Genomic DNA, 24712 nt, shown 5'->3' on the forward strand with positions numbered 1-24712 from the left:
GGGCTGATCCTCACAGATCGCCACGAGGGGGCATCCCGTCCGGGCCCTTAGGGTCCGGCAAGTCGCGGTGGGCCGGTCCGGCTCAGTACCAGTTGTTGGCCTGCCAGAAGTCCCATGCGCCGCACGGGCTTCCGTACCGGTCGTTCATGTAGTTGAGGCCCCACTTTATCTGGGTGGCCGGGTTCGTCCGCCAGTCGGCACCGGCCGAGGCCATCTTGGAACCGGGCAGCGCCTGAACGAGTCCGTAGGCACCCGAGGAGGCGTTGGTCGCCTTGTAGTTCCAGCTTGATTCGTGATCGACGATATTGGAGAAGCACTGGTACTGACCGGAGCCGACGATCTGCTTCGCCATCGCCTGGACCTCGGCCGTGGTGTACGAGCCCTTCTGGGCGAAGTCACCGGCGTCCGCGCGGTCGGAGGAGCGGCTGGCCGTCTTGAGCTTCTCGCGCTCCTTGGCCTTCTCCGCCGCCGCCTTGGCAGCGGCATCCTTCTTCGCCTTCTCCGCCTTGGCCGCCGCGTCCTTGGCCGCCTGCTTACGGGCGGCTTCCTCGGCGGACTTCTTCGCCTCGGCGTCGGCTGCCGACGATGCGGCGTCCGCCTGCTGCGTGAGGGCGGCCGTCTGTGCATGGGTCTGAGACCCGGCTGGTATGTCCTCTAGGAGCGTCGCCCCGGCGGCGGTGGCCTCGGCGTCACCGGACGCCTGGCCCTGGTCGGCGCCTGCGGCAACACCGACGACGGCGCCGACGGTGGTGACCGCGGTGGCGGACGCCACGGCGAATCCCCGGACCGAAATCCGAGCAGTCACACGGTTTCCTTCCAACATGCCCGCTGGGGTGACCTCGCGGACGCAATCGTGCCCCTGACACTGGTCTCCCTCGTACTGGCCACGGGAGGCGCGGGCCCGGTGGGTCTCCCCGACTGGGGAGCCGCGTGGTGCTTCGGGCGGCATACGGCGCTACTGCTGTTCAGTTCTGTACTGCTTTGCGGTGTCGCACCGTTGGTGGTGCGGGTGTGCCGTATGCGGGGCCTGACAGGACCCACACCCTGCCGGAACGGGACGCGCCGAAGCAATTCTGCGCTGAGTGGGAAAGCTCACACGGCGTTTGGGGCACGGGAATCCCGGAAATAGGCGCGCGACCGGGCCCCGTGCGGCTAGGGTGCTGTGCCCTTTTCGCACGGGGCCCGGTCCGACGCAGTTGCTACGCAGCTCTGTTGAGCACTACGTGGGGGAATGTGCCGGTCAAACCCGGCCCTCCTCCAGCATTTCGGTCACCAGTGCGGCAATGGGAGAACGTTCCGAACGCGTCAGGGTGATGTGCGAGAAGAGCGGATGACCCTTCAACCGCTCGACCACGGCGACGACTCCGTCGTACCGCCCCACCCGGAGGTTGTCCCGCTGCGCCACATCGTGGGTGAGCACCACCCGCGAGTCGGTGCCGATCCGGGAGAGCACGGTCAGCAGCACGTTCCGCTCCAGCGACTGTGCCTCGTCGACGATGACGAACGCGTCGTGCAGCGAGCGCCCGCGGATGTGGGTGAGCGGCAGGACCTCCAGCATGCCCCGGGCCACGACCTCTTCGATGACCTCCCGGCTGGTGACCGCCGAGAGCGTGTCGAAGACGGCCTGCGCCCAGGGGCTCATCTTCTCCGCCTCGGTGCCCGGCAGATACCCCAGGTCCTGCCCCCCGACGGCGTACAGCGGCCGGAAGACCATCACCTTGCTGTGCTGCCTGCGCTCCAGCACCGCCTCCAGACCGGCGCACAGCGCCAGCGCGCTCTTGCCGGTGCCCGCCCGGCCGCCCATCGACATGATGCCGACCTCGGGGTCGAGCAGCAGATCCAGCGCGATCCGCTGCTCGGCGCTGCGGCCCTTGATGCCGAACGCCTCCCGGTCGCCGCGCACCAGCCGGATCCGGCCGTCCGGCGTCACCCGGCCGAGTGCCTTGCCCTTCTCCGACTGGAGCACCAGCCCGGTGTGCACGGGCAGTTCAGGAGCGTCGTACGGCATCGCCACGCTCTCCGCCGCGAACAGCTCGTCGACGTCCTCACCCGGAAGCGTCAGTTCGGCCATCCCCGTCCAGCCGGAGTCGGTGATCGCCAGCTCCGCGCGGTACTCCTCGGCCAGCAGCCCGACGGACGACGCCTTGATACGCAGCGGCAGGTCCTTGGAGACGACGGTGACGTCATACCCCTCCGCCTGGAGGTTCCGGGCCACGGCCAGGATGCGCGAGTCGTTGTCGCCCAGCCGGAAGCCGGCGGGAAGCACCCCCGGATCCGAGTGGTTCAGCTCGACCCGGAGCGTGCCGCCCGTGTCGCCGATCGGGATCGGTGCGTCGAGCCGGCCATGGCGAATGCGGTACTCGTCGAGCCTGCGGAGGGCCTGCCGGGCGAAATAGCCCAGCTCTGGGTGGTTGCGCTTGGCCTCCAACTCGGTGACGACGACCACGGGGAGCACGATCTCGTGCTCGTCGAACCGGTCCATGGCGGCCGGATCCGCCAGCAGCACGCTCGTGTCGATGACGTACGTGCGTCGGTCGGATTCGCTGCGCTTCTTGCTGATCACCACGGTGGGACGAACCCCCTCGGATGAGGTCGGGGAGCGACGGCGTCGCGGGGGAAGAGACCGGAGATGACCCGCACCACACGGGCCGGACTCCGGCCCTCCGCGTCCTGCACCCGACCCGCGCGCCTGACTGCTCCGCGCGGCCCGGAGGCATCCGTGGTGTCCAAAGGGCCTCCCGGCGACCGCGACCCGTGGGAGGGGCACGGTCGTGAGGGATATTCCCTCCCGAGTGGCGAGCCATGCAATGCCCAGTCCGCATGCCGGTACGCTGCGCTGCGCCCCATCGCCCGAACGAGAGGGCTGCACCCATCCGCGCTACGCGAACGAGAGGGCCGCGCCCGGTTGCGGCTGCGCCGCGCTGCGCTTGAGGGCTGCACCCCACTTGCACTGCGCTGCGCTTGGGCAGTCTGCTCCCCCAGCCTCCGGCCGGGAGGTGCCCCCAGGGCGCAGGGTGGGCGGCAAGCGCAGCACCGGCCACCGGGCCGCAGACGGCCGCAGGGGGAGGGGTCAGCCCCCGTAGCGGCGGTGCCGCGCAGCGTAGTCGCGGAGGGCCCGCAGGAAGTCGACCTTACGGAACCCGGGCCACAGCACTTCGCAGAAGTAGTACTCCGAATGTGCGCTCTGCCAGAGCATGAAGCCCGACAGCCGGGTCTCCCCGCTGGTGCGGATGATGAGGTCCGGATCGGGCTGCCCGCGGGTGTACAGGTGCTCCGAAATGTCCTCGACCGTGAGGCTCTCCGCACACTCGTCGAGGCTTATCCCGCGCGAGGCGCGCTCCGTCAGCAGCGAGCGGACGGCGTCGGTGATCTCCTGGCGTCCGCCGTAGCCGACGGCGACGTTCACCAATATCCCGTCGATGTCGCCCGCCTGCTGCTCGGCCTCCTTGAGCACCTTCTGGGTACTGGCGGGCAGCAGGTCGAGCTGGCCCACGTGGTGTACGCGCCAGCGCCCGTCTGCGGCAAGGTCACGCACGGTGTCCTCGATGATGCCGACCAGCGGGAGCAGCTCGCTCTCCGGGCGGTTCAGATTGTCCGTCGAGAGCAGCCAGAGGGTGACGACCTCGACATCCGTCTCGGCGCACCAGCCGAGCAGCTCCTCGATCTTCGAGGCGCCGGCCTTGTGTCCCTGCTCGGTCGTGCTGCCCGCGGCACGCGCCCAGCGCCGGTTGCCGTCCAGGATGACGCCGATGTGCTTGGGCACCTGGGCGTGGTCGAGACGGTCCTCCACCCGGCGCGCATAGAGCTTGTACACCAGGTCGCGCAACTTCATGGGAACGGCCAGCCTCTCCGTGCCGAGTCGGGATTCCCAGCACCTTACTGCCGTTCGCCCGAGCGTACGAACCGGGCCGGTCACGGGTGCAAGACGGGACCCTCGGTCCGTCCGACACGCTCTGCCGCGCCGATCCTGCGCCGCGCCTCGGACCTGGGCATCACCCGCCCCCAAGGACCTCCGGGCTGAATTTCGGCCGTATCTTCGCCAGGATTTCCGGCCATACCGCGATGAGCTGGTCATTTCCACCCGGGCTCCCCCCAAGGCGGGCTACCTGATGCACCCGGACACGTACGGAGAGTGGGGCTCACGCAGGTAAGGGGCGCAGCTCGCCGAGGGGGAGCCGCGCGAGATCGATGAGCCGGCGGTTTCGGAGCCGGCAGCAACATCCGGGGCCGCCGGAGGCAGCTTCTGAGCCGGCCACGGACGGCGGCGCCCTCCGGGCATAAAGCGGGCCGGTCCGTGGGGGGATACGGACCGGCCCGAGGGGGGGTTCCCACAATAGCCCCTCAGGGAGGATGTTCCGCACACCAACGACCGTGTCGTACAAGCGGATCCGGGAGATTCAGACCGCCAGCCCGCCCAGTGCGACACCCGCCATCGCCCCGAGCACCATGAAGGGGCCGAAGGCCATGGCGCTGTTGCGGCGGGCCCGCCCGGTCGCCATCAGCGTGAAGCCATAGCCGGCTGCTGACAGAAAGCCGAGGAAGGCTCCGGCGAACAGCACCCCCCACCCGTACCACCCAAGGGCTACCCCGACCGACAGCGCGAGCTTGACGTCACCGAAGGCGACGGCTCGCGGGCTGATCAGGAACAGCACGAAGAACGCCCCGGCCAGCGCCAGGCCGCCCAGCAGCGCCCGGAGCCAGCTGCCGCCCGCGCCGGGCAGCAGGGCGGCGAGCCCGAGCAGGGCCGCGGTGCCGCCCGCGAGGGGGAGGGTGAGCATGTCCGGCAGCCGCATCACCGCGAGGTCGACCGTCGCCAGCAGCAGGGCGAGGGGCACCACCAGCAGCCACACCGCCAGTTCGGGACGGAATCCGACGGCCGCCGTCAGTCCGGCGCAGACCAGCGCGCCGAGCACGGCGAGGGCACCCCGTCCGCGCCCGTACGCCCCGTGGCGCTCCTGGCTCCCGGCGCACGCATCACACGTGGCGGGACCCACTACGCCGCGCACTCCCCCGCCCAGCGCGTGTCCGCGCGGGCAGCTGCGGCGCCACGGCTCCCCGGGTTCCACCGAGAGGCGGTACACGGCGCGTGGCAGAAGGGAGCCCGCCGCGGCACCGTAAGCGGCGGCGGCCACGATCGCTATCCACTCCAACAGCGGCACACCGCGAGCTTACGTCGGGCTTACGGGACGGCTCCCTACTCCCCCGTACGGACGGGATCCGGCGCGATTCATCTCACACCCGGCCGGAGCATCTCGGAGCTGGACAGCGCCGACACCTGCGACGCAGCGCCAACCAGCCGTCTTGGGCGCCTCGTTATGCAACTGCCCCTGTCAGTGGCGGGCCGTACTGTAGTCCGTATGACATCGACTTCCACCGGGCCCGGAGAGCCCGGACGGTCCCGGGAGACCGGTGTGGGCCGCGTGCCCTCGCCGGAGCTCTCCGTCACCGCGGCCAACGACGCGATCAGAGAGTTCGTCGCGGGCCGCACCCTCTGGTCGAAGGAAGCTCTCGCCGAGCTGGACCGGCTGCGCGGGCAGTGGCAGCGCGCCGTTCGTGCCGAGATGGTCAAGGCGGCGTGAGGGCCGCCGCCTTGACCATCTCTTCCCTCTCCTCCCCCTCCCTTCTTTGATCCCCCGGCTGCCCCGGTTTCTCTCCGCTGTTCCGTCGCGCTCCTGAACGGGGTCTCGCCACCCGTCTGTTGATCCGCAAGCATGTATGCGTGAGCGGTACGCGCGGGGGGCGCGGACCCATGGGGAGACGGAGCATGCGGTGCGGATGCGGGGACTGTGGCGGCGGACGGAGCGCGAGCACACGGTGGCGGCCGAGCACGACGAGAGCCCGGATGTGAGCCCCGTGGACACCGCCGAGGCGCGCGCCCGGCGCGGTCGGCGGCGGCTGTTGGTCGCCGGGGCGCTGTTCGCGACGCTGATCCTGCCCAAGGTCGTCGGCACTCCCGGATACGCGGACGTGTCGGACGGCGCCGAGGCCGCCCGGCCCTCGCCCGGCATCGGCAGCGTCCCCGCCCACCCGACGCGCCGCCCCGGCGACGGCCCCTCCGCCTCACCGGTGCCCTCGCTCCCCGGCTCGGGCCCCAGCGGCGCGCTGCCGAGCCCGCCCGCCGGCACGCCCACGCCGGGCGGCTCGGGGCCCGTGACGGGCCCCGGCTCCGACTCCCTTGCGGGCGCGTTCCGTTCGGTGCGCGCCGGGCAGTGCCTGACCGTGCACGGCAACGGCTCGGGCTGGAGCCGCCCGGCGCCCACCAAGGCCACCCGGGTCGCCTGCGACGACGACCGTGCCTACACCCGGGTGACCTCCGTACGCCGTACAGGCCCCGGCGGCGAGACGGGGCGGGCGTGCCCCACCGGCAACGGGCGTGCCACCTGGGCGAACGGCGACACGACGCTGTGTGTCACCCGCCAGTTCCGCACCAGTCAGTGCCTGCTGGCCGAGTCGAGCGGCGGCGATATGCGCGCTGCGCTGATGTCGGCGCCCGCGTGCTCGACCGAGCCGCCCTCGGGGGCGGGTCGCTATGACCGGCTGCTGACGATCACCGGCGTGTACGACGAGCCGACCCCTTGCCGGGAGGGCGACTCGGGTGGGCACCCTCGCTATTGGGCGTGGAAGGTGGATGGGGGGCGCACCTTGTGCACGGCGGATGCGGCTCGGTGATTTGCGGCTTCCGGGGTGCCGCATTTTGGCGTCCGCCGGGTGCGGGGTGCGTTGTGGCTTGTCGCGCAGTTCCCCGCGCCCCTTACGGGGCGCGAGGGGGCGCGGTGGCTAGGGCCACCGCGATGGCACCGAGGAGGAGTGCGAAGGGGAGGGCTGCGCCTGCTAGGGCTAGGTAGGGGAGCGCGGAGAGTGTGGTGACGGCGCAGTAGCCGGCGCCGGTGAGGGAGAGGAAGCACTGGGTGCGGGGTGGCCCGTCCGGGTTGAGGCGTACGACGAGCGCGGCACAGACGGCTGCCCACAGCGCGGCGCGGGGCTCCCCGAAGCTGATGGCGTCCCGTACCGCTTCGGCCGCCCGGAACCACCACTGGCCGTCCAGGGTGTCCATGAGGTGCGGGAAGTCGGCGGCGTAGTCGGGCAGCCGGGCGCCCTCGGGCACCTTCGCGCCGAGGGCCGCGACGTCCTGGCGTACGAACTCGGTGATCAGCAGCAGCGCGGCGCCGAGCGCCTGTGCGAGACCCGCCGTCCGGCCGGCGGTCCAGTCCCGGAGGCGGGAGCCCTCACGGCGCGGGGTGCTGTCCGGGCCGCCGTTCGGGCCGTTGCCGTCCGCCGTCGTCGGCTCGCCGGATGCCGGCTCCGCTTCCGTCGCCGTACTGCCCATGCTTGCACCGCCCCCTCGACCCTCGCACCGGCCCAGCTCATGATCCGGCGGGGGAAGCCGGCCCGCAAGCGGTCAGTCCTTCTTCGGGAAGGACACCTCGACGCGGCGGTTCTTCGCGCGGCCCTGCTCGGTCCTGTTGTCGGCGACCGGGTAGTCCTCGCTGTAGCCCCGCACGTTGAAGCTGACCTCGGAGCCCAACTGCTGGGACAGCTCCGTCTGGACGGCCGTGGCGCGCTTCTTGGAGAGCGTCTTGCCGTGCTCGTAGGAGCCGAGGTCGTCGGTGAAGCCGAAGACGTTGACCTCGGTGCTCTGCTGCTTCTCGATCTCGTCCGCGATGGTCTTGATGCGCGCCTTCGCCCCGCTGTTGAGCTTGGAGCTGTTCTTGGTGAACAGCACCTCGGCCTGGAGCGTGAACTTCGTCTTGGCCGTGCTGTCCTCGCGGCGCTCCTCGCCGCCCAGGTCCTCGGTGACGAACTTGATGTCCAGCACCTTGGGCTCCGCCAGCTTCGCCCCGGCGGCCAGCCGCAGCCCGTCCGCCTTCGGCTCCACCTCCACCGGCGTCTCCGAGTCCCCGATGTTGTCCGGCGGCTCACTGAACCCCGGATCCCCCGGCCCCTTCTCCCCGGGCAGCGAGGGTGCGTGCCCGGTGGGGATGCCGGTGGGGTCGTCGGTGGGGTACTGGGTGGCGATGTCGGGGATGGAGGGGGTGGGCCCTGGGCGGGGGTCTTCTGCCCGCGCGGCCGACGCGGTGATACCGAGTACGAGCGCGGCGGAGAAGGACGAACAAGCCACGACCTTCGTCAAGTGCCGCTGGGTGACACCCATCCCTCACTCCCCTCCACTGATCGTCACACTGGCGGGGGGCATGTCCGCGATCTGGAAGTCGACCTTGTCGTTGCCCTTCGGGGGCGCGGGGAACTGCGCGAACCACGTCTTCGACTTCCCGGCCTGGATCGGCTGGCCGAACGAGGTGCACAGACACTTGCCCTCGGTGTCCCTGAGGACGAGATAGCGCTTCTTGCCCTTCTTGTCGACGAGTTTGGCACCGGCGACCGACAGCTTGTTACGCAGGGCGACTTCTGATTCGTTGCCCTCCCAGCCCGGCGCCACCCAGGCTTTGCCGCTCCCGTTGGTCACCTTTCCGGTGAGCGTCACGAAGCCGCCCGACTCGCGGCGGGCCGAGTTGACGGTGAGGGTGATCTCCTCGCCACCGCGGACCTCTGCCAGCGGCTCGCCGTCGGCCGATCCGTCGGACTGCCCGCCACTGCTGCCGCCCCCGATGCTGTTCGCCTTCTGGGAGGGCCGGGGCTCCTTCTCGTCGTCGCCACCGTCGCCCCCGCCGCAGCCTGCGGCCGTCAGGACCAGTCCGGTCGCGAGGACCACCGCGGTCACACCCCTGCGAGCCCGCAGGACATGCCGAAGATTCATGGAGTACTCGACTCTCGTTCGTCGTTCGCTCGTCATTCGACCAGCACCACCGAGAAGAGATCTGACGGTTTCAGGCCGTCGCCTTCGTCCTCGGGGTCGATCGTCAACTCTTCGCCGTCGCAGATGAGCTGGATCTCCTCGGCGGCTTCGGCGCCAGGGTCGGGGTCGTCACCGTTTCCGCCGGTGTCACCGGTGTCGTCGCTCTCGCCGGCGTCACCGCTGTCGCCGGTGTCCTCACCGGCGCCGGTGTCGTCGGCCTCGCAGCGCGGTCTGAGCACCGCGGTGGCGGTGGCCTTGGCCGTCTTGTTGTCCGTGCCGGGGATGATCGTGTTGCCCGTGTCGAACCGCGTCTCGATGCTGACGCTGTAACCGTCGTCGCCGTCGCGCGTGACCAGGTCGCAGGCCCGCAGGTCGGACCGGTTGCGGTTCGCGAAGCGTGTTGCCGCACCACAGCCGTCACCGGTCAGCGGGGCGACCGCGTCCAGCCAGTCCCGCCAGCCGTCCTCGTCGTCGAGTGCGTCCAGGAAGCCGTCGAAGAACTGTTGCCGGTCGTCCTCGGCGGCTCCGAGCGCCGCCGCGTCAGCTGCCGTCTGACCGCCGTTACGCACCGTTCCGGCTTGGGCCACGGCGAAGAAGGCGAAGGCGAGGAAGAGCAGTCCGGCGATCACCGCGCCGTACAGCAGGACCGTCTGACCGCTGTCACCGGTCGTACGGCGCGCGGTCAGCCACCCAGTACGGCGCTCACCGCGTTGGCGATCGCGCCGGAGATCATCGCGTCGAGCCCCAGTGCCCGGATCGCCAGGATGATGCCTGCGACGAGGATGACGATGCCGGCGTATTCGATCGAGTTGGCGCCGCGGTCTCCGGGGCGCCCCCGCATGAGGTCCAGGCGGGTGCGGATACGCCCGCGGGTGGCGCTCGACATCGGGTTCTCCTCCGTTGCTGGCTGACTCGGAGCCGCCCCCTCGGGGGCCGCCGCGGGTTTGTAACGTCACGTCGCGCGCGCCCCCTCCCGTTGCCACTCCGCGGTGTAGCTAACAGTCGTTACCCGAATGCAGACTGTGCCATAACTCCCCGCGGAGGGCGATGGGGTGAGGGGGAACGCCTCACGCTGAGGCTCCCTGTGTGGGCGGCGGGTCGGGCACCGTCGGTCCCGACCACCGCAGGCGTCAGCCACCCAGCACCGCGCCGAAGTCGGTGTCGGAGCCGAGGATGAAGGTGGCGACGATGAGGATGAGGGTGCCGGGGAGCAGGAAGGCGATGGTGGTCATGGTGGCTTTGGGGACGGTCTTGGCTGCCTTGCGGCGCGCGTTCTGAGCGTCGGTGCGGCGCATGTCGGTGGCGATCTGGATGAGGGTCTCGGCGATCGGGGCGCCGAGTTCCTCGCCCTGCTGGAGGGCTGTGACGAACTGGTCGACCTGGTCGCTGGCGTTGCGTCTGCGCAGCTCGTCGAAGGCTTGGCGGCGGCTGACGCCCATGTCCATCTGACGCAGGGTGATGCGCAGTTCGTCGGCCCAGGGGCCCTGGTAGCGGTCGGCGACCCGTTCCAGCGCCTGCCGGAAGCCGAGCCCCGCGGAGACGACGACGGCGAGGACGTCGAGGAAGTCGGGCAGGGTGCGCTCGATGACGCGCCGGCGGTCCTTGATCGCCTGCCGGATGGCGAGATCGGCCGCGAACCAGCCGAAGGCCAGCACGAGCGCGGTGAAGAAGAGGCTGCCGGCCGACAGCCCCACCAGGGCCATGACGATGCCGAACGCGCCGTAGACGGCGCGGCGCGCCGCGTACCGCTCCAGGGTGAGGCCGCCGGGGTTGCCGGCCTGGTCGATCCTGCGGCGTTTGGCGGCGACCTGCTTGGGGCCCATCAGCCGCAGCACCAGCGGCGCCAGCCGCATACCGAGCCGGTCGACGGCGGCCTCGCCCTTGGTGGTGCGGGTGGCGCCGACCTCCAGGGCGACGGCCAGATCGGGCGGCAGCCTGGTCTCGGCGCGGTACATCCGGAGGCCCGCGAAGGCACCGTAGACGGCGAGGGCCAGCAGCGCGGCCAGTCCGAGAGCGATCACGTCTCACACCTCGATCCGGCCGAGGCGGCGGATGACCAGGAACCCGGCGGCGAACAGCCCCACGGCGACGACCATCGCGACCTGGCCGACCGGGCTGCCGGTCACCCGGGCGAGGGCGCCCGGCATCATCGAGTTCATCATCAGCATGGCGCCGAGGCCCAGCAGCGGGATGGTGAAGGCCGTCGCGTTGACCTCGGCGAGCATGGTGCGTACTTCGCGCCGGGTCTCCTTGCGCTCCTCCAGCGTGGTGGTGAGGTTGCGCAGGGAGGCGACGATGGTGCCGCCCGCGCGGTTGGCGAGGACCAGCGTGGTGACCAGCACGACGAGTTCGCGGGAGGGCAGCCGCTCGGCGAGCTCGTTCAGCGCGTCGTCGATGGAGCGGCCGACCGCGAGCTGGTCGGTGACCAGCCGCAGTTCGTCCCCCGCGGGGGCTTCCAGCTCTTCGGCGGCCATGCCCAACGCCGTACGCAGTGCCAGCCCCGCGGAGGTGGCGTTGGCGAGGATGCGGGCGAGTTCGGGGAGCTGGTTGATGAACTGCTCGGTGCGGCGCTGCCGCTGGTGGCCCAGGAAGGCGTTGGCGGCCAGTACGCCGACGAGTCCGGCGATCGGCCCGAAGAAGGGGGCCAGGACGGACGAGGCCAGCATCCACAGCACCGCCACCAGGCCCGCCAGGTAGACGACGTACTCGCCGGGCGTGAGGTCGAGTCCGGTGAGGGCCAGCTTCCCCTGGAGGCGGCGGCCGGGCCCGGTGGCGCGTACCCGCCGGTCCACTCCCGCGAAGCGGCGCCGTCTGCCGCCGCTGCCGGGCGGGAGGGCGAGGGCGGGGCCTTCGTGCCCGCTGAGCCGTTCGAGGAGGACCCGGCGGCGGGCCCGCCCGGAGGCGAAGAGGAGTACTCCCGCGATGCCCAGGGCGCAGGCGGCCAGGGTGGCACCGAGCGCGAACTGGGCCGCGGCCGTGGAGTCCAGCGCCACGGTCACGGAATGCTGCATCGTCCGGGTTCTCACACCGCCTCCCGGGTGGCGAGTTGATCGTCGGAGCGGGCCACGCCGAAGGCCGCGGGCACCGGTTCGCCCGCCAGATGGAACCGGTCGGCGACGCGGCGGGGCAGCGGCAGGTGTTCGAACGTGCCGTGCACCCGCCCGTCGGGGCCCATGGGCCGGGCCGCGAACCGGGAGACCGTCGCGATCTGGAAGGTTTCGCGGCCGTTGGAGGCCAGCAGGGCGATCTCCACGATCTTGCGGGAGCCGTCCGCCAGCCGCGCGAGCTGGATGATCACGTCGACGGCGGAGTTGATCTGGTCCTGGAGGGCCTCGAACGGGACGTCGACCTCCGACATGGAGGCGAGAGTCTGGAGCCGCATCAGGGCGTCCTCGGCGCTGTTGGCGTGCACGGTGGCCAGCGAGCCGTCGTGCCCGGTGGACATGGCCTGGAGCATGTCCAGCGTCTCGCCCCCGCGCACCTCGCCGACGATGATGCGGTCGGGGCGCATCCGCAGGGAGTTGCGGACGAGGTCGCGTACGGTCACCTGGCCCTTGCCCTCGACGTTGGGCGGCCTCGTCTCCAGCCGGATGACGTGCTGCTGCTGGAGCTGGAGTTCGGCGGCGTCCTCGACGGTGATGATGCGCTCGTGTTCGGGGATGAGCGCCGACTGCGCGTTGAGGAGGGTCGTCTTGCCGCTGCCCGTACCACCGGAGACGATCAGGTTGAAGCGGGCCCGGACGAACCCGGAGAGCAGCGAGAGCATGTGCTCGTCCAGCGTCCCGAGGTGGATCAACTCACCGAGGGTGTAGGCGCGGGGGAAGCGGCGGATGGTGAGGGTGGCGCCGGTCAGCGAGAGCGGCGGGATGATGACGTTGACCCGCTCACCGGACGGCAGCCGCGCGTCCACCATCGGGTTGGACTCGTCCACCCGGCGGTTCACGGTGGAGACGATGCGCTCGATCGTCTGCATCAGCTGCTCTTCGGAGGCGAAGCGGACCGGCACCTGTTCGACGCGCCCGCCGCGTTCGACGAAGATGTTGTCCGGCCCGTTGACCATGATCTCGGTGATCGAGCCGTCCTCCAGGAGCGGTTCGAGCACCCCGAGCCCGAGGGCCTCGTCGACCACCCGGCGGATCAGCAGCGTCCGGTCCCCGGTCGCCAGCACCGGGCCCTCACGGCTGATGATGTGGCCGAGTACGCGTTCGAGGCGGGCGCGGCGCTCGGCGGGGCTGAGCGCCGACATCTCGGCGAGGTCGATCTCCTCCAGCAGTTTGGTGCGGTACGCGGAGACCAGGTGCCCGGTGCTGTCGACGGGGGACCCGGGGGACGGGCCACCGCTCCGCGCGGTGCTGCTCTCGTGCGTGGTGATACGGGAGCGCAGACTCATGGACCGACCTCGCTCATTCGTCTCCCCCTCGTTCGGCGCTGTCGCTGGGCATGGTCGCGGAGCGGGACGCGGTGCCGAGGCTGTCCATGCCGGGGATGAGGGAGGGGATGGTCACTCTTGTGGTGACCTTCACCTCGTCGCCGCCGCCTCCGAGCGCGAAACTGCTGCGCCGCGCCGTCCAGTCGGACATGGCGGCGCGTCCGCTCGCCTCGTACCGGTCCGCGATCTCCTCCTGGGAGGCCACCCGTGCCGCGGCCCGCGCGCCGGTGCCCGCCTGCTGCACCGCGTAGCCGACGATGCCGAGCTGGATGGCCGCCATCGCGACGAGCAGCAGCAGCGGCAGCATCCCGGCGAACTCCAGTGCGCTGGAACCGCGGTCGCGCTCGCAGTCGCGCCAGTACGGAGGAACAGCCATGCCCCCTCATCCCTCCTCCGCCGCGCCCGCCTCGCCGCCGATCGTGAACGGCAGCCCGGCGGCGCCGGGGAACAGCAGGGGCGTCCGCAGGTCGACGTTCGCCTTCCAGACGGTGCCGCCGCGGGTGCAGCTGACCGAGGCGTCCTGGCGCCACTTCGGGGGCAGGTGCTCACGCGCTGCGGCCTCGCACGCGCCCTGCGGGTCGCCGTAGGCGGCGGCAGCGGTGGCGGCGCGGGCGGCCTCGTCTGCGGAGTTGCCCGCGAGGGAGAAGGTGTAGCCGAGGAGCACGCACTGCCACAGCAGCACCAGCGTGACCAGCACGATCGGCGCCATCCCGGCGAACTCCACGGTCAGCGAGCCCCGGTCGGAGCCGAGGCGGGAGGCGCCGGGCGCCGGGCCGGGTCGGAGGCCGGGGTTGGGACTGGGGCTGGGGTTGGGGCCGGGCCCGGGGTCGGGGTCGGGGTCGGGCCGGGTGGCGGGCGTTGAGCCGGGCGGCAGGGCGTGCCGCGACTGCGGGGGCAGCGAGGGTCTGTGCCCGGCGGTGCCGCCCGCGCCCGTACCGCCGCTGCTCCCCTGCGCTCGCCCGCTCCCCCGGCGCCGCGCGCCGAGCCCGCGAGGCTGCTCCCCGTCCGGTGCGACGGCCAGCCCCAGTTCGCCCGCGAGTCCCCACAGCGCCTGCCGGACGCTGCCCTTGGGGTCCAGGTCCTGCATCCGTCCGGCGTCCAGCGCGGACTGGAGCTCCTTGAAGTTGGCCGGCACCGTCGTACGCGCTGCCGGGCTGCCGGTGATACGGGTGACGAGCTGCGGCTGGATCTCGGTGTGCCGGGAGGCCCGGTTGACGACGGTGACGGTCTCCTCCGCCTTGCGGATCTGGAGCCGTTCCCACAGCCGCACCATGCGCTTGGCACCGCGTACGGCGATCACATCGGGGGTGGTCAGCAGCAGCGCGAGGTCGGCCGCCTCGATGGCCGCCGCGTTTCCCGCGTGCATCTGGGTGCCGCAGTCGAGCACGACGATCTCGTAGTGCGAGCGCAGCGCGGCCACCAGCTGCCGGGCGGCCCGTTCGTCCACGTCCTCGCCCCGCTCGCCCTCCTCCGGCGCCAGCAGCAGGGCGAGGCCGGTCTCATGCAGATAGACGGCGTCCTGGAGGACGCGCGGCGTCAGGTCCTTGATGCCGGCGAGGTCGACGACGGACCTGCGGAAGCGCACATCCAGATGGGAGGCGACATCGCCGGCCTGCAGATCCAGGTCCACCAGCACCGTGCTGCGGCCGGAGGCACACGCGGCCAGGGAGAGCTGGACGGCGGCCAGGGTGGTGCCGACACCGCCCTTGGCACCCGCGACGGTGACGAGGGTGCCGCCGGCGCCCTGCCCACCGGGACCGTACGGCTCGCTCCCGTACCCCCGGCCCTCGTACCCACCCAGGTGGCGGCGGACCCCGGCGGCCCAGCTGGCGGCGGCGCCGATCCGGGCCGCCAACTCGTCGTAGGTGAGCGGCAGCCCGGCGACGCCGCGCGCTCCGGCGTCCATGGCCGCCGCGTACAGCGCGGGGCTGGTGTCCTGGGTGGCGAGGACGACACCGACGGCGGGGAACCGGAGGGCGATCCGGCTGATCAGCTCCAGCGCGGGCACCGGGCCGATCCGCTCGTGGACGAGGACCACCTCGGGCAGCTCGGCGGGTGCCTCGCCCGCCTGCCGGTCGAGCGCTTCCAGCAGCTGGGTGGAGTCGACGGCGGGCGGCACCGGCTCGGCGTCGGGGAGCCGGCTGAGCAGGGTGACGAGGTGACGGGCGGCGTCCGGGTCGCTGACGGCCGGCTGGATGCGGATCACCATCGGGGCCTCACTTGTCTCCGGGGAGCGTGTAGGTGCGGTCCTCCTCGGGGACCTCCGCGTCGTCGCCCGGTGCGACCAGCGCGAGCCGGACGTGCTCGGCGAACGATTCCGCGTAGGCGACGCGCTGGGCGTCCTTGGTGGTCAGCGCGAAGGTGATGGGCACTCCGTCGCGTTCGCGCTGCCGGGTGCGCTCGTCGCGGTCGCCGTCGTCCTCGAGCGGGGTGAGCTCGCCGACGTCGATCACCTTGGCGCGGCTGACGATGACGCGGGACTCGGACGGCGCCTTGGTCCCGCTGTCGTCGCCCTTGGCGCCGGGGCGCTGTTCGCCCTCGAAGGTGGCGTAGATGTTGACGCGGTTGCCGGGATTGATCTTCCCGGCGACACCGGTCTCCGCGTCGATCATGATGGCGATCTCCTGCTCGCCCGCCGCGAGCTCGGGCCGCTCGGCCATCATGTCGGACTGGAGCAGGGAGCCCTTCTTCAGCGGGTTGACGGCGATCTTGCGGCGGATGTCGCGCAGATCGGTGACGGCTGTCTTGGGCAGCCACCGCTTCGGCATGGACACCTTGGTGAACTGCGCGCCGGTCAGCGCCTGGTAGGCGGGCACGTCCTCCTTCAGCTTGTAGGCCGTCGTCTCGTCGCCCACCTTCGACTCCACGTTCCTGACGACGGCCAGCACTCCGGCGAACGCGGCGAGGGCGCACAGGACCGAGAGCACCAGCAGAAGAACGCCGCGGCGCTGGCGAGAGTTCATGGACGGATACCTCGGGGGTCGGCGACGACTGGCTCGGACACGGGGGGCGACGCGGGTGGCACGGGTGGCGCCTCCGGCGCGGGTGGCACGGGTGGCACGGAGGGGGCAGGTGGCGCGGAGGCGGCAGGTGGCGTGGACGGTGCGGCTGGCGTGGACGGTGCGGCTGGCGTGGACGGTGCGGGCGGCGTCGGCGGCAGCGGCGTGGCGCAGAACGCGCAGCGGTCACCGATCAGTTCGAGGCCGCATCCATGGCACTCGTCCCGCCGCACCGAGGCGACCAGCTGGTAGAGGACCGAGACATCGGGGATCGCGGCCACGAACTCCGTCAGCCTGGCCGTCCCCCACCAGGCCGGCGAGTCCCGCGGCAGCCGGGCCTCCTGCACCTGGGCGACCCGCCAGCGGGCCGGGAGGGTACGCATGGCCCAGTCGGAGGAGAGCTGCCCGGGGGCGACGGTCAGCCGGGTGGCGAACTGCGGTCCGGTGAGCCCCTCTTCCGCGTCGGGCGTCCCCAGCCGGACCAGCCCGGGAGTGGGCGCCGCGAGGACCGCGAACTGGGTGCCGGGCAGCCAGGAGCGGGCGTGCGAGGTGACGGCGACGGGCACCCGGTCCAGCTTGGCGACCGAGCCGAGCACGGCGCCCGCGTACAAGTAGTGGGTCAGCAGCCGCGCTGCCGCGCCCAGCACTCCGGGCGTGAAGTCGCAGAGCGACAGCTGCCGCAGCTGCCGTACGAGCACGCCGGTCGCCAGCGGGGGCAGCTCCACCGGGAGCAGCGCGATCCGGCTGCTCTCCAGCAGCGAGCGCACGGTGTGCAGCCGGTGCCGGAAGGCGGTGGGAAGGGTGGCCGGGTAGACGGTGACGAGGTAGCCGTGCTGTTCGAGCAGGGACTGCGTCTCGGCCAGCGCCGCCGCCAGCGGCTGCTCCTTGGGCGGGGAGAGCACATGGGCCTGCGGGGTGTGCCGGTCGGGCGGTGCCAGCAGGTGGTCGGGGCTGGTGACCGCTAACGCCGTAGACACATCCGCCTCCCCCGGAGCCCGCCACCGGCCTACCACACTAGCCATGGCCCCCCACACCGTGAACAGTTCGCCGAAACGCGAACCGTTCGCCGAACCCGGAACAGCGAGACCACTACCCGCCCCACCCCGGCCCCCAATCCCCGCAGGGCTTGTCCGGCGTCTCTTGCGTACCCGGCATGGTGGGCAAGCGCAGCAGGGTGACGCGGACGCGCCCCGTCAGGGGCGCGGGGAACTGCGCGATCAGCCACAACGCAAGCCGCAGCCCGCAAACTTCAGGCAGAGGCACCCCCCGTCGGAACAACGGGAGGGGCACCCGGAAATGGCAAGCCTCACCAGGGAAGTTCCCGCACCTGCTGAACGCACAGAACAAAAAACAACACACAAGAGGCGGCCAGCAGAACATTGCTGAGCCAGCCATTACGCCACTCCCGCGGAGTCCGCTCGCTGTTGAGCAGCCAGAGCAGCGTCGCGGCGAGGAAGGGCATGAAGAAGGCGCCGAGGACGCCGTAGGCGACGACGAGCGCGAAGGGCTGGTCGAGCCAGAGCAGGGCCATCGGGGGGAAGGTCAGCCACAGCAGGTAGGCACGGAAGGGCATCGAGCGCTCCTGCTCGCCGCGGGTGAGCGGCGCGACGCCCGCTTCGGCGGCCAGGCCCCGCGCGGCCCGCAGCCGCTCCACGAAGTCGGCGAACATCAGACTCACCCCGTGCCACACGCCCACCAGCGAGGAGAAGGAGGCGGCGAAGAAGCCGATCAGGAAGAGCGTGGAGGTGGAGCTGCCGAAGCGCTTCTCCAGCACCTCGTCCAGGTCGAGCAGGCCCTTGTCACCGGTGGCGAGGGCGATCTGCGAGCTGTGCAGCAGTTCCGCGCCGACGATCAGCATGGCGACGACGAAGATGCCGGTGGTGATGTAGGCGACGCGGTTGTCGAGCCGCATCATCTTCATCCAGCTGCTGTCGGCCCATCCCTTGGCGTTGATCCAGTAGCCGTACGCGGCCATGGTGATGGTGCCGCCGACGCCACCGATCAGGCCCAGCGTGAAGATCATGGAGCCGGACGGCAGCACGGGGAGCAGCCCGGCGAAGGCGTCGCCCAGGTTCGGACTGACGCGGATCGCGACGTAGACGACGACCAGGAACATCACGCCGACGAAGACCATCATGATCTTCTCGACGATGGCGTAGCGGTTGGTCCACACGAACACCAGGCCGATCAGACCGGTGATGATGGCCCACGCCTTGAGCGGCATCACGTCCGGGAAGAGCGCCTGGAGCGGCAGCGCGCTGGAGGACATGGCGGTGGCGCCGTAGACGAAGCCCCAGATGACGACATACACCGCGAAGTAGACCGTGGTCCACGGCCCGAGGCTGCGCCAGCCGTCGAAGATGGTGCGGCCGGTGGCCAGATGCCAGCGGCCGGTCGCCTCGGCGAGGGCGATCTTGATGATGCAGCCGATGACGGCGGCCCACATCAGTGTGTAGCCGAACTTGCTGCCCGCGATGAGCGTGGCGACCAGGTCCCCGGCGCCGACACCTGTCGCCGCGACGACCATGCCGGGGCCGATCATCTTCCAACTGGCCTTGCGCTCCGGGGGCGCGGCGCCGTTGGACGTGCCGGGTGTGATGTCCTCCGCTGCCATGACGCCTCCGCCGTACGCGAGCTTCGAGGGTGGACCACCTGCAGGTGGCAGGTGATGTAACCGCCTGCGGACGATCAGCACAAGGGGTCGCGGGCCACGACGTGTGCCCGGGGCCGGCGTCCGGCGCCACCGGCGAGCGCTGTCCGATGCCTTGACAACCTCATTGGTCTGGACCAGGTTGTACGGCGCACGCGCACCACCACCTCCCCTCTCCCCCCACACCGGAGGCAGTTGTGGCACGTTCCCGTACCAGACGTATTTCGTTCCCCCGGGTACTCGTCGGCCTCGTCGCCTCGGCCCTGGCCGCGGGCGGTCTGTTCGCCCTCGGGCCGGCCGCCGCGCAGGCGGGGACCCCCGCCACCGCCCAAGCCGGTCCCCAGGTGGGTGCCTCGCAGGTGCCCGCCCACGCCGTCACGGGCTACTGGCAGAACTTCGACAACGGCGCGACCGTCCAGACCCTCGCCGAGGTGCAGGACGAGTACGACATCATCGCCGTCGCCTTCGCGGATGCGACCGGCACACCGGGTCAGGTCGACTTCAAACTCGACCCGGCCCTGAACTACTCCGAGGAGGAGTTCAAGAAGGACATCGCCGCCAAGCACGACGCCGGCAAGTCCGTGATCATCTCCGTCGGCGGCGAGAAGGGCGCCGTCTCGGTCAGCGACGACGCCTCCGCCGACGCCTTCGCCAAGAGCATCGTCTCGCTCATGGACAAGTACGGCTTCGACGGCGTCGACATCGACCTGGAGAACGGGCTCAACTCGACGTACATGACCAAGGCCCTCGACGCGATCCACGCCGCCAAGAGCGATGTCGTGGTGACGATGGCGCCGCAGACGGTCGACATGCAGTCGCCGCAGAACGAGTACTTCAAGACGGCGCTCAACATCAAGAGCTATCTGACCGTCGTCAATATGCAGTACTACAACAGCGGTTCGATGAACGGCTGCGACGGCAAGGTCTACTCCGCGGGCACCGTGGACTTCCTCACCGCGCTGGCCTGCGTACAGATCAAGGGCGGTCTCGACCCCTCCCAGGTCGGCATCGGCACCCCCGCCTCACCGAGCGCCGCGGGCTCCGGCCATGTCGATCCGGGCGTGGTCAACAACGCGCTGGACTGCCTCGCCAAGGGCACCGGCTGCGGCAGCTTCACCCCTGACGAGAAGTGGCCCGGCATCCGCGGTGCGATGACCTGGTCCACGGCGTGGGACGCCAGCAACGGCAACAAGTGGTCCAGCACGGTGGGCCCGCACGTACACGGCCTGCCGTAACCGGCCGAACCTGCCGTAACCCATCCAACCCACCCACCGGACGTCCGCCACCCCCCACAGCCGGGCGTCCCGGGCCACCGAAGGCCCGGGGCGTCCGGCGCCGTACGTGCTACTTCTTCGGCTCCGGCAGGACGCAGCCGCGCGCGTCGAGGTCGAGCTGGTTGCCGCGGCCGAAGCAGGGGTTGATCAGATAGGTCTGCTGGCCGTAGGCGTTCAGGTGGCGGACGGTGATGTTGCCGCTCTTGTCCACCTCACACGGGTTGTTGAGGGTGCAGCGCTCCCCGTCCTCGTTGTGGGTGTTGTTGACGCCGATCACCTTGCCGGTGGCGTTGTCGATCACCGGGGAGCCGGAGGTGCCGCCCTTGGTCTGGCAGGCCATGGTGTAGCGGATGGAGTTCTTCCAGGTCCAGGCGGCTTCCTTGAGCCGATGGGCGAAGCCGTCCACGGAGCAGCCGAACTTCTCCTTCCAGTAGCCGGAGACGACCGTGATGTCCCGGCCCTGGCGCGGGTGCTTGGCGTCCAGCTTCAGCGCGTCGATGCCGTACTTCTGCTTGATCTGCCGGTACGTGGAGGTCGTCTCGTACAGGGAGATGTCGGTGTCGGTCATCGTCGCGTACGCGATCTTGTTCGAGTGGACCTTCCCGGCGTCGCTGCCGTCCGCGTTCAGCAGCGTGAAGTCGCGGCTGGTCTTCTTGTTCACCACGACCTCGCCCGCGCCCGGCATGCCTTCCTGGAGGCAGTGGCCGTTGGAGAGGACGAGCGCCGGGTCGCCGGGCTTGGAGTCCTTCAGCTTGACGACGGAGCCCGAGCAGTTGCTGAGCGCGACCGTACCCTCGAAGGAGGGGGCTGCCTTGTGGGCCGCCTTGCCGCTGTCGGCGGCAGCCGCCGGTGCCGCGGCTATGCCCGTGAGTGCGGCGGCGCCGAACAGCGCCGCCGCGAGCGTACTGACGAGGGGCTTTCTCATGTACTCCTCATTCTTCCGGATCGGGTGACAGGGATAGGAACGCCCCAACGTCCGTACAGCACTGCTGCGTTACGGCTTGGGGAGCGTGCAGCCCTCGCGGCTGAGGTCGATCTTGTTCCCCTCGGCCACGCACGGCGCGACGATGTAGGTCTGCTGGCCGTAGCCGATCCCCTCGTGCACGGTGGTCTTGCCGCTCTCGTCCACCTCGCAGGGGTTGTTGAGCGTGCACTCCTCGCCGTTCTCGTTCCGCGTGTTGTTGACGCCGACGACCTTGCCGGAGGCGTTGTCGATCACGGGAGAGCCGGAGGTACCGCCCTTGGTCTGACAGTCCGCGGTGTAGCGGATCGAGTCCTTCATCGTCCAGCCGTCTTCCTTGAGCTGGTACGCGAAGCCGTCGATGGCGCAGCCGTACTTCTCTTTCCAGTAGCCCGAGACGACGGTGATGGCGTTGCCCTTCGGGGGGTGGGCCGCCTCGACGTCGAGTGCCTTGATGCCGAACTTCGACTCGATCTCCTCGTAGGTGGAGCCGACTTCGTAGAGCGAGACGTCGGTGTCGGTCATCGTCGCGTACGCGATCTTGGTGGCCTTGACGGTGCCCGCGTCGCCACCATCGGCCTTCAGCAGCGTGAAGGAGCGGTTGGACGACTTGTCCGTGATGACCTGTCCCGGCTCGGGCATGCCCTCTTCCAGGCAGTGGCCGTTGGAGAGGACCAGCGCGGGGTCGCCGGGCTTCGAGTTGGGCATCTTGACGACGGAGCCCGAGCAATTGCTGAGCGCGACGGTGCCCTCGAAGGAGGGCGCGGCCTTGGGGGCTGCCTTGGGCGCGGCATTGGGGGCTGCCTTGCCGCTGTCGGCAGCCGTCGCGGGTGCCGCGGCTATGCCGGTGAGCGCCGCGGCGCCGAAGAGCGCGGCGGAGAGTGAGGTTGCGAGAGGTCTGTTCACAGGTGGGGGTTCCTCTCTTGATACCGAAGGTTCGTTCGGTCTGACGCCGTGCATTCTTGGGCCAGTTGACGCCCACCACAAGAGCGCCCCCGGAATCGGGAGACCGGATTCCGGGGGCGTGGCTCGGTTTATCGGGGAGGCGGTGCGAAAAGGGCGTCGCTCAGCCGAGGACGGCGAGCGCGTCGATCTCGACCAGCAGGCCGGCGGGGAGGCCGACGTACACCGTCGTACGCGCGGCCGGAGCCCCGTCAAGAGAGGCGAAGTACTCGTTGTAGATCTCGTTGAACTCCGCGAAGTGCGCGGTGTCCGTCAGATACACGCGGATCATCATCGCGTCCTCCCATCCGGCACCGCCTGCCTTGAGAACTGCCTCCACGTTGGCGAGGGTCTGGAGGGTCTGCTCCCGCAGCCCGGGGCCGACCGGCGTCGGGGCCTCGCCCTCGACGGCGGGGCCGAACCCGACCTGCCCGGCGACCTGGAGGATGTTCCCCTTGCGCACGCCGTGCGAGAACTTCGCGGGCGGCGTGGTGTGCGTGGCCGGGGTGAGGGCGGTCTTGGCAAGCTTCTCGCTCATGGTGCGGCTCTCTTGCTTCTCGTCGGCGGTCGGTCGGACCGCGGTCGGTCGGACCGCGGTTCGTCGGACTGCGGTTCGTCGGACTGCGGTCGGTCGGATCGAAGGCAGGGCGACTGTCCCGTGTATTCGGCGCTGATGGCCTCGGCGGTCCGCCGCACGCGGGGCAGCAGGGTGAGGAGTTCGTCGGCGGAGACGACGACGTTCGGCGCGGAGACCGACATGGCCGCCACCACCCGCCCCTCGGCGCCGCGGATCGGCGCCGCGACGCAGTTGATGGACTCCTCATGGCCACCGAGGTCGGTGGCCCAGCCCTGTTCGCGCACCTTGGCCAGCTCCGCGAGGAACGCGGCGGCGTCCGGGGTCGAACGCGGCGTGTACCGGGGATAGTCGAGCCGCTCCGCGACGGCACGCCGCTCCGGCTCCGGCAGATCGGCGAGGAGCAGCTTGGCCACCGCGGCGACGGTGATGGCGACGGGCTTGCCGATGCGCGAGTACATCCGTACCGGGTAGCGGCTCTCGACCTTGTCGATGTAGAGGACCTCGTCCTCCTCGTGGACGGCGAGGTGCACGGTGTGTCCGCAGGCCGCGTTGAGCTCGGCCAGGTGCGGGTGGGCGATCTCGCGGAGGTCGAGGTTCTCCACGGCCTGCTGCGCGAGCGCGAACAGCCGTGCCCCGAGCCGGTAGCGCTGGTCGGCCTGGCGGTAGACCATGCCGTGCTCGTGCAGGGTGCGCAGCAGCCGCAGCGCCGTCGACTTGTGCACGTCCAGCCGCGCTGCGACCTGCTCCAGGTTGGCGGGCCCTTCGGCGAGCAGCGGCAGGATGCTCAGCGCCCGATCGACGGTCTGGCTCATGAGAGGCACTCCTCCTCGCCGGGGTTGTCGGGCCGCCCGGCGGCTGCGGCCTGTGCCCCGCGCGCTGTCCAGCCGGGGCCCAGCCGCAGTCTCCCCCAGCTCTCGTCATCGAGGGCCACCAGCCGGTCGGCGACCTCACGGGCGGGTGGCTCGGCGAGGTCGCCCGCGTCCGTGAGCGCTGCTGCGGCCATCAGGTGCCCGTGCCGCAGCCGTTCGCACACCGGCAGCCCGCGCAGGGTCCCGGAAAGGAAGCCCGCAGCGAAGGCGTCACCGGCGCCCACCGGCGAGACGACGTCCACGCTCAGCGCGGGCGCGAAGACAGCGGGCCCGTCCCCGACGAACGCGGTGGCGCCGGCCGCACCCTGCTTGACGACGAGCACCGCGGGCTCGCGCAGCACCTCCCGTACGGCCTCGGGCCCGCCCGTCACCCCCCAGACGGCGGCGGCCTCGTCCTCGCCGACGAAGACGATGTCGCTGTGCCGGGCCAGTTCGCGCAGTACCTCGGCGCCGGCCCGGGGAGCGGTGGGCGTACGCCACAGGCCGACGCGGTAGTTGACGTCGAAGGAGACCAGCGGCCCCGGGCCTGCGCCGCTCCCGGCGGGGGTGCGTGCCGAGGTGAGGGCACGCAGCAGGGCCAGGCAGTCGGCGGACAGGGCTGCGGTGATCCCGGTCAGATGCAGCACCTGCCCCGCGTGGACGGCCTGCGGCGGAACGGTGGCCGGGGACATGGCGGAGGCGGCCGACCCGGCGCGGTAGTAGAGCACTTCGGAGAGCCCGGAAGGGTGCGCTGCGGGATCGGCGGCGCCGGTCGCGCGCTCGCCGTCCGTACGGAAGTAGATGCCGGTGGGCCGCTCCGGGTCGCGTTCGACCGCGCTGATGTCCACCCCGTACGCGGCGATCGTACGGACCAGATGGTCGCCGAAGCCGTCGGCGCCGACCCGGCTGACCCAGCGGGCGCGGTGCCCCGCGCGGGCCAGCGTGCAGGCGACGTTCGACTCGGCACCGCCGATCGCGCGGTCGAAGGAGGGCACGTCGGCGAGCGGGCCGGGGCGCGCGGGCAGGAACGTGACCATGGACTCGCCCAGGCAGACGACGTCGATGTCGGAGGTGGTGGTCACGGTGGCTGCTGCTCCTCGCTGCGTGTCCCGGGGCGGACATCTGTCCCGGGCGGGGGATCCCGGGTTGATGGGGTTCCGGCACCATTGACCGGCCGTTCCGCGGGATGCTAGACAGCCTCCAGCGTTATACGCAATGGTCGTTGCAGATAATGCAAC

General features: G+C 70.9%; 25 protein-coding genes and 1 pseudogene. 4 read left to right on the forward strand and 22 right to left on the reverse strand.

The window, feature by feature from the left end; genetic code table 11:
- Positions 1-82: 82 nt before the first annotated feature.
- The 3 genes from ACTWP9_RS00975 to ACTWP9_RS00985 form a co-directional block, all read right to left on the reverse strand.
- Entirely contained in the window at positions 83-823 is a 741-nt protein-coding gene (locus ACTWP9_RS00975; RefSeq protein ID WP_443243982.1) for a transglycosylase SLT domain-containing protein, read from the reverse strand.
- A gap of 417 nt (positions 824-1240) precedes the next feature.
- Positions 1241-2566 carry a PhoH family protein gene (locus ACTWP9_RS00980; RefSeq protein WP_443243983.1) on the reverse strand — a complete coding sequence of 442 codons (1326 nt, stop codon included), beginning with the start codon at positions 2564-2566 and terminating at the stop codon, positions 1241-1243.
- Between the two features lie 504 nt (positions 2567-3070).
- On the reverse strand, positions 3071-3832 hold the full coding sequence (locus ACTWP9_RS00985; RefSeq protein WP_443243984.1) for an isoprenyl transferase: 762 nt from the start codon (positions 3830-3832) through the stop codon (positions 3071-3073).
- Positions 3833-3993: 161 nt separating this feature from the next.
- On the opposite strand from ACTWP9_RS00985, the pseudogene ACTWP9_RS00990 reads away from it, so the two are divergent.
- A pseudogene (locus ACTWP9_RS00990) lies at positions 3994-4148 on the forward strand (L-glyceraldehyde 3-phosphate reductase); the annotation flags it as partial.
- A gap of 249 nt (positions 4149-4397) precedes the next feature.
- Here ACTWP9_RS00990 and ACTWP9_RS00995 read toward each other — a convergent pair.
- Positions 4398-5159 (reverse strand): prepilin peptidase, encoded by a 762-nt coding sequence (locus ACTWP9_RS00995; RefSeq protein ID WP_443243985.1) that lies wholly within the window; start codon positions 5157-5159, stop codon positions 4398-4400.
- A gap of 198 nt (positions 5160-5357) precedes the next feature.
- Between ACTWP9_RS00995 and ACTWP9_RS01000 the strand changes: the two genes are divergently transcribed.
- Together ACTWP9_RS01000 and ACTWP9_RS01005 are read left to right on the forward strand one after the other, a co-directional pair.
- The gene (locus ACTWP9_RS01000) at positions 5358-5579 is read left to right on the forward strand and encodes a hypothetical protein (protein WP_443243986.1); all 222 of its coding nucleotides are present in this window, start codon (positions 5358-5360) and stop codon (positions 5577-5579) included.
- A gap of 136 nt (positions 5580-5715) precedes the next feature.
- Positions 5716-6669 carry a hypothetical protein gene (locus ACTWP9_RS01005; protein WP_443243987.1) on the forward strand — a complete coding sequence of 318 codons (954 nt, stop codon included), beginning with the start codon at positions 5716-5718 and terminating at the stop codon, positions 6667-6669.
- Positions 6670-6751: 82 nt separating this feature from the next.
- On the opposite strand, the gene ACTWP9_RS01010 is transcribed toward ACTWP9_RS01005, so the two are convergent.
- From ACTWP9_RS01010 to ACTWP9_RS01070, 13 genes are all read right to left on the reverse strand, one after another.
- Positions 6752-7327: a hypothetical protein gene (locus ACTWP9_RS01010; protein ID WP_443243988.1), complete on the reverse strand. Its 576-nt coding sequence runs from the start codon at positions 7325-7327 to the stop codon at positions 6752-6754.
- A 72-nt stretch (positions 7328-7399) separates the two neighbouring features.
- Positions 7400-8152, reverse strand: coding sequence for an OmpA family protein (locus ACTWP9_RS01015; RefSeq protein ID WP_443243989.1), 753 nt, complete (start codon positions 8150-8152; stop codon positions 7400-7402).
- A 3-nt stretch (positions 8153-8155) separates the two neighbouring features.
- Positions 8156-8755 carry a hypothetical protein gene (locus ACTWP9_RS01020; RefSeq protein ID WP_443243990.1) on the reverse strand — a complete coding sequence of 200 codons (600 nt, stop codon included), beginning with the start codon at positions 8753-8755 and terminating at the stop codon, positions 8156-8158.
- 32 nt (positions 8756-8787) lie between these two features.
- On the reverse strand, positions 8788-9423 hold the full coding sequence (locus ACTWP9_RS01025; protein ID WP_443243991.1) for a hypothetical protein: 636 nt from the start codon (positions 9421-9423) through the stop codon (positions 8788-8790).
- Positions 9424-9476: 53 nt separating this feature from the next.
- Entirely contained in the window at positions 9477-9680 is a 204-nt protein-coding gene (locus ACTWP9_RS01030) for a hypothetical protein (RefSeq protein WP_443243992.1), read from the reverse strand.
- 244 nt (positions 9681-9924) lie between these two features.
- Positions 9925-10815: a DUF5936 domain-containing protein gene (locus ACTWP9_RS01035; RefSeq protein ID WP_443243993.1), complete on the reverse strand. Its 891-nt coding sequence runs from the start codon at positions 10813-10815 to the stop codon at positions 9925-9927.
- Positions 10816-10818: 3 nt separating this feature from the next.
- Complete coding sequence (locus tag ACTWP9_RS01040) at positions 10819-11805, reverse strand: type II secretion system F family protein (protein WP_443243994.1); 987 nt, start codon at positions 11803-11805, stop codon at positions 10819-10821.
- Between the two features lie 11 nt (positions 11806-11816).
- Positions 11817-13184 (reverse strand): CpaF family protein, encoded by a 1368-nt coding sequence (locus ACTWP9_RS01045; protein ID WP_443243995.1) that lies wholly within the window; start codon positions 13182-13184, stop codon positions 11817-11819.
- Positions 13185-13197: 13 nt separating this feature from the next.
- Positions 13198-13599, reverse strand: coding sequence for a TadE family protein (locus ACTWP9_RS01050; RefSeq protein WP_443243996.1), 402 nt, complete (start codon positions 13597-13599; stop codon positions 13198-13200).
- 6 nt (positions 13600-13605) lie between these two features.
- Positions 13606-15432 (reverse strand): AAA family ATPase, encoded by a 1827-nt coding sequence (locus tag ACTWP9_RS01055; RefSeq protein ID WP_443243997.1) that lies wholly within the window; start codon positions 15430-15432, stop codon positions 13606-13608.
- 7 nt (positions 15433-15439) lie between these two features.
- Positions 15440-16186, reverse strand: a complete 747-nt coding sequence (cpaB, locus tag ACTWP9_RS01060; RefSeq protein ID WP_443243998.1) for a Flp pilus assembly protein CpaB — start codon at positions 16184-16186, stop codon at positions 15440-15442.
- The gene (locus tag ACTWP9_RS01065; protein WP_443243999.1) at positions 16183-17199 is read right to left on the reverse strand and encodes a hypothetical protein; all 1017 of its coding nucleotides are present in this window, start codon (positions 17197-17199) and stop codon (positions 16183-16185) included. The genes cpaB and ACTWP9_RS01065 overlap by 4 nt, the downstream gene beginning before the upstream one ends.
- Positions 17200-17528: 329 nt before the next feature.
- On the reverse strand, positions 17529-18836 hold the full coding sequence (locus tag ACTWP9_RS01070; RefSeq protein WP_443244000.1) for an Nramp family divalent metal transporter: 1308 nt from the start codon (positions 18834-18836) through the stop codon (positions 17529-17531).
- A gap of 233 nt (positions 18837-19069) precedes the next feature.
- Here ACTWP9_RS01070 and ACTWP9_RS01075 point away from each other — a divergent pair, with 233 nt between their 5' ends.
- Positions 19070-20107, forward strand: coding sequence for a chitinase (locus tag ACTWP9_RS01075; RefSeq protein WP_443244001.1), 1038 nt, complete (start codon positions 19070-19072; stop codon positions 20105-20107).
- A 109-nt stretch (positions 20108-20216) separates the two neighbouring features.
- Here ACTWP9_RS01075 and ACTWP9_RS01080 read toward each other — a convergent pair whose 3' ends face one another.
- The 5 genes from ACTWP9_RS01080 to ACTWP9_RS01100 form a co-directional block, all read right to left on the reverse strand.
- A complete protein-coding gene (locus ACTWP9_RS01080) occupies positions 20217-21071 on the reverse strand; it encodes a S1 family peptidase (protein WP_443244002.1) in 855 nt (284 codons plus the stop codon).
- Positions 21072-21140: 69 nt separating this feature from the next.
- Entirely contained in the window at positions 21141-22013 is an 873-nt protein-coding gene (locus tag ACTWP9_RS01085; RefSeq protein ID WP_443244003.1) for a S1 family peptidase, read from the reverse strand.
- Positions 22014-22173: 160 nt separating this feature from the next.
- Positions 22174-22587: a RidA family protein gene (locus tag ACTWP9_RS01090; protein WP_443244004.1), complete on the reverse strand. Its 414-nt coding sequence runs from the start codon at positions 22585-22587 to the stop codon at positions 22174-22176.
- The gene (locus ACTWP9_RS01095; protein ID WP_443244005.1) at positions 22584-23438 is read right to left on the reverse strand and encodes an IclR family transcriptional regulator; all 855 of its coding nucleotides are present in this window, start codon (positions 23436-23438) and stop codon (positions 22584-22586) included. The genes ACTWP9_RS01090 and ACTWP9_RS01095 overlap by 4 nt, the downstream gene beginning before the upstream one ends.
- Positions 23435-24511, reverse strand: coding sequence for a sugar kinase (locus ACTWP9_RS01100; protein ID WP_443244368.1), 1077 nt, complete (start codon positions 24509-24511; stop codon positions 23435-23437). The genes ACTWP9_RS01095 and ACTWP9_RS01100 overlap by 4 nt, the downstream gene beginning before the upstream one ends.
- Positions 24512-24712 lie beyond the last annotated feature (201 nt).

This window comes from Streptomyces sp. 3N207, assembly GCF_052246355.1.
GTDB lineage: Bacteria > Actinomycetota > Actinomycetes > Streptomycetales > Streptomycetaceae > Streptomyces.

Coding starts and splice junctions, on each gene's coding strand:
- ACTWP9_RS00975 (WP_443243982.1), bottom strand. CDS start 823: ATGTTGGAAGGAAACCGTGTGACTGCTCGGATTTCGGTCCGGGGATTC.
- ACTWP9_RS00985 (WP_443243984.1), bottom strand. CDS start 3,832: ATGAAGTTGCGCGACCTGGTGTACAAGCTCTATGCGCGCCGGGTGGAG.
- ACTWP9_RS01000 (WP_443243986.1), top strand. CDS start 5,358: ATGACATCGACTTCCACCGGGCCCGGAGAGCCCGGACGGTCCCGGGAG.
- ACTWP9_RS01005 (WP_443243987.1), top strand. CDS start 5,716: ATGCGTGAGCGGTACGCGCGGGGGGCGCGGACCCATGGGGAGACGGAG.
- ACTWP9_RS01010 (WP_443243988.1), bottom strand. CDS start 7,327: ATGGGCAGTACGGCGACGGAAGCGGAGCCGGCATCCGGCGAGCCGACG.
- ACTWP9_RS01015 (WP_443243989.1), bottom strand. CDS start 8,152: ATGGGTGTCACCCAGCGGCACTTGACGAAGGTCGTGGCTTGTTCGTCC.
- ACTWP9_RS01020 (WP_443243990.1), bottom strand. CDS start 8,755: ATGAATCTTCGGCATGTCCTGCGGGCTCGCAGGGGTGTGACCGCGGTG.
- ACTWP9_RS01030 (WP_443243992.1), bottom strand. CDS start 9,680: ATGTCGAGCGCCACCCGCGGGCGTATCCGCACCCGCCTGGACCTCATG.
- ACTWP9_RS01040 (WP_443243994.1), bottom strand. CDS start 11,805: ATGCAGCATTCCGTGACCGTGGCGCTGGACTCCACGGCCGCGGCCCAG.
- ACTWP9_RS01045 (WP_443243995.1), bottom strand. CDS start 13,184: ATGAGTCTGCGCTCCCGTATCACCACGCACGAGAGCAGCACCGCGCGG.
- ACTWP9_RS01050 (WP_443243996.1), bottom strand. CDS start 13,599: ATGGCTGTTCCTCCGTACTGGCGCGACTGCGAGCGCGACCGCGGTTCC.
- ACTWP9_RS01055 (WP_443243997.1), bottom strand. CDS start 15,432: ATGGTGATCCGCATCCAGCCGGCCGTCAGCGACCCGGACGCCGCCCGT.
- cpaB (WP_443243998.1), bottom strand. CDS start 16,186: ATGAACTCTCGCCAGCGCCGCGGCGTTCTTCTGCTGGTGCTCTCGGTC.
- ACTWP9_RS01070 (WP_443244000.1), bottom strand. CDS start 18,836: ATGGCAGCGGAGGACATCACACCCGGCACGTCCAACGGCGCCGCGCCC.
- ACTWP9_RS01080 (WP_443244002.1), bottom strand. CDS start 21,071: ATGAGAAAGCCCCTCGTCAGTACGCTCGCGGCGGCGCTGTTCGGCGCC.
- ACTWP9_RS01090 (WP_443244004.1), bottom strand. CDS start 22,587: ATGAGCGAGAAGCTTGCCAAGACCGCCCTCACCCCGGCCACGCACACC.
- ACTWP9_RS01095 (WP_443244005.1), bottom strand. CDS start 23,438: ATGAGCCAGACCGTCGATCGGGCGCTGAGCATCCTGCCGCTGCTCGCC.
- ACTWP9_RS01100 (WP_443244368.1), bottom strand. CDS start 24,511: ATGGTCACGTTCCTGCCCGCGCGCCCCGGCCCGCTCGCCGACGTGCCC.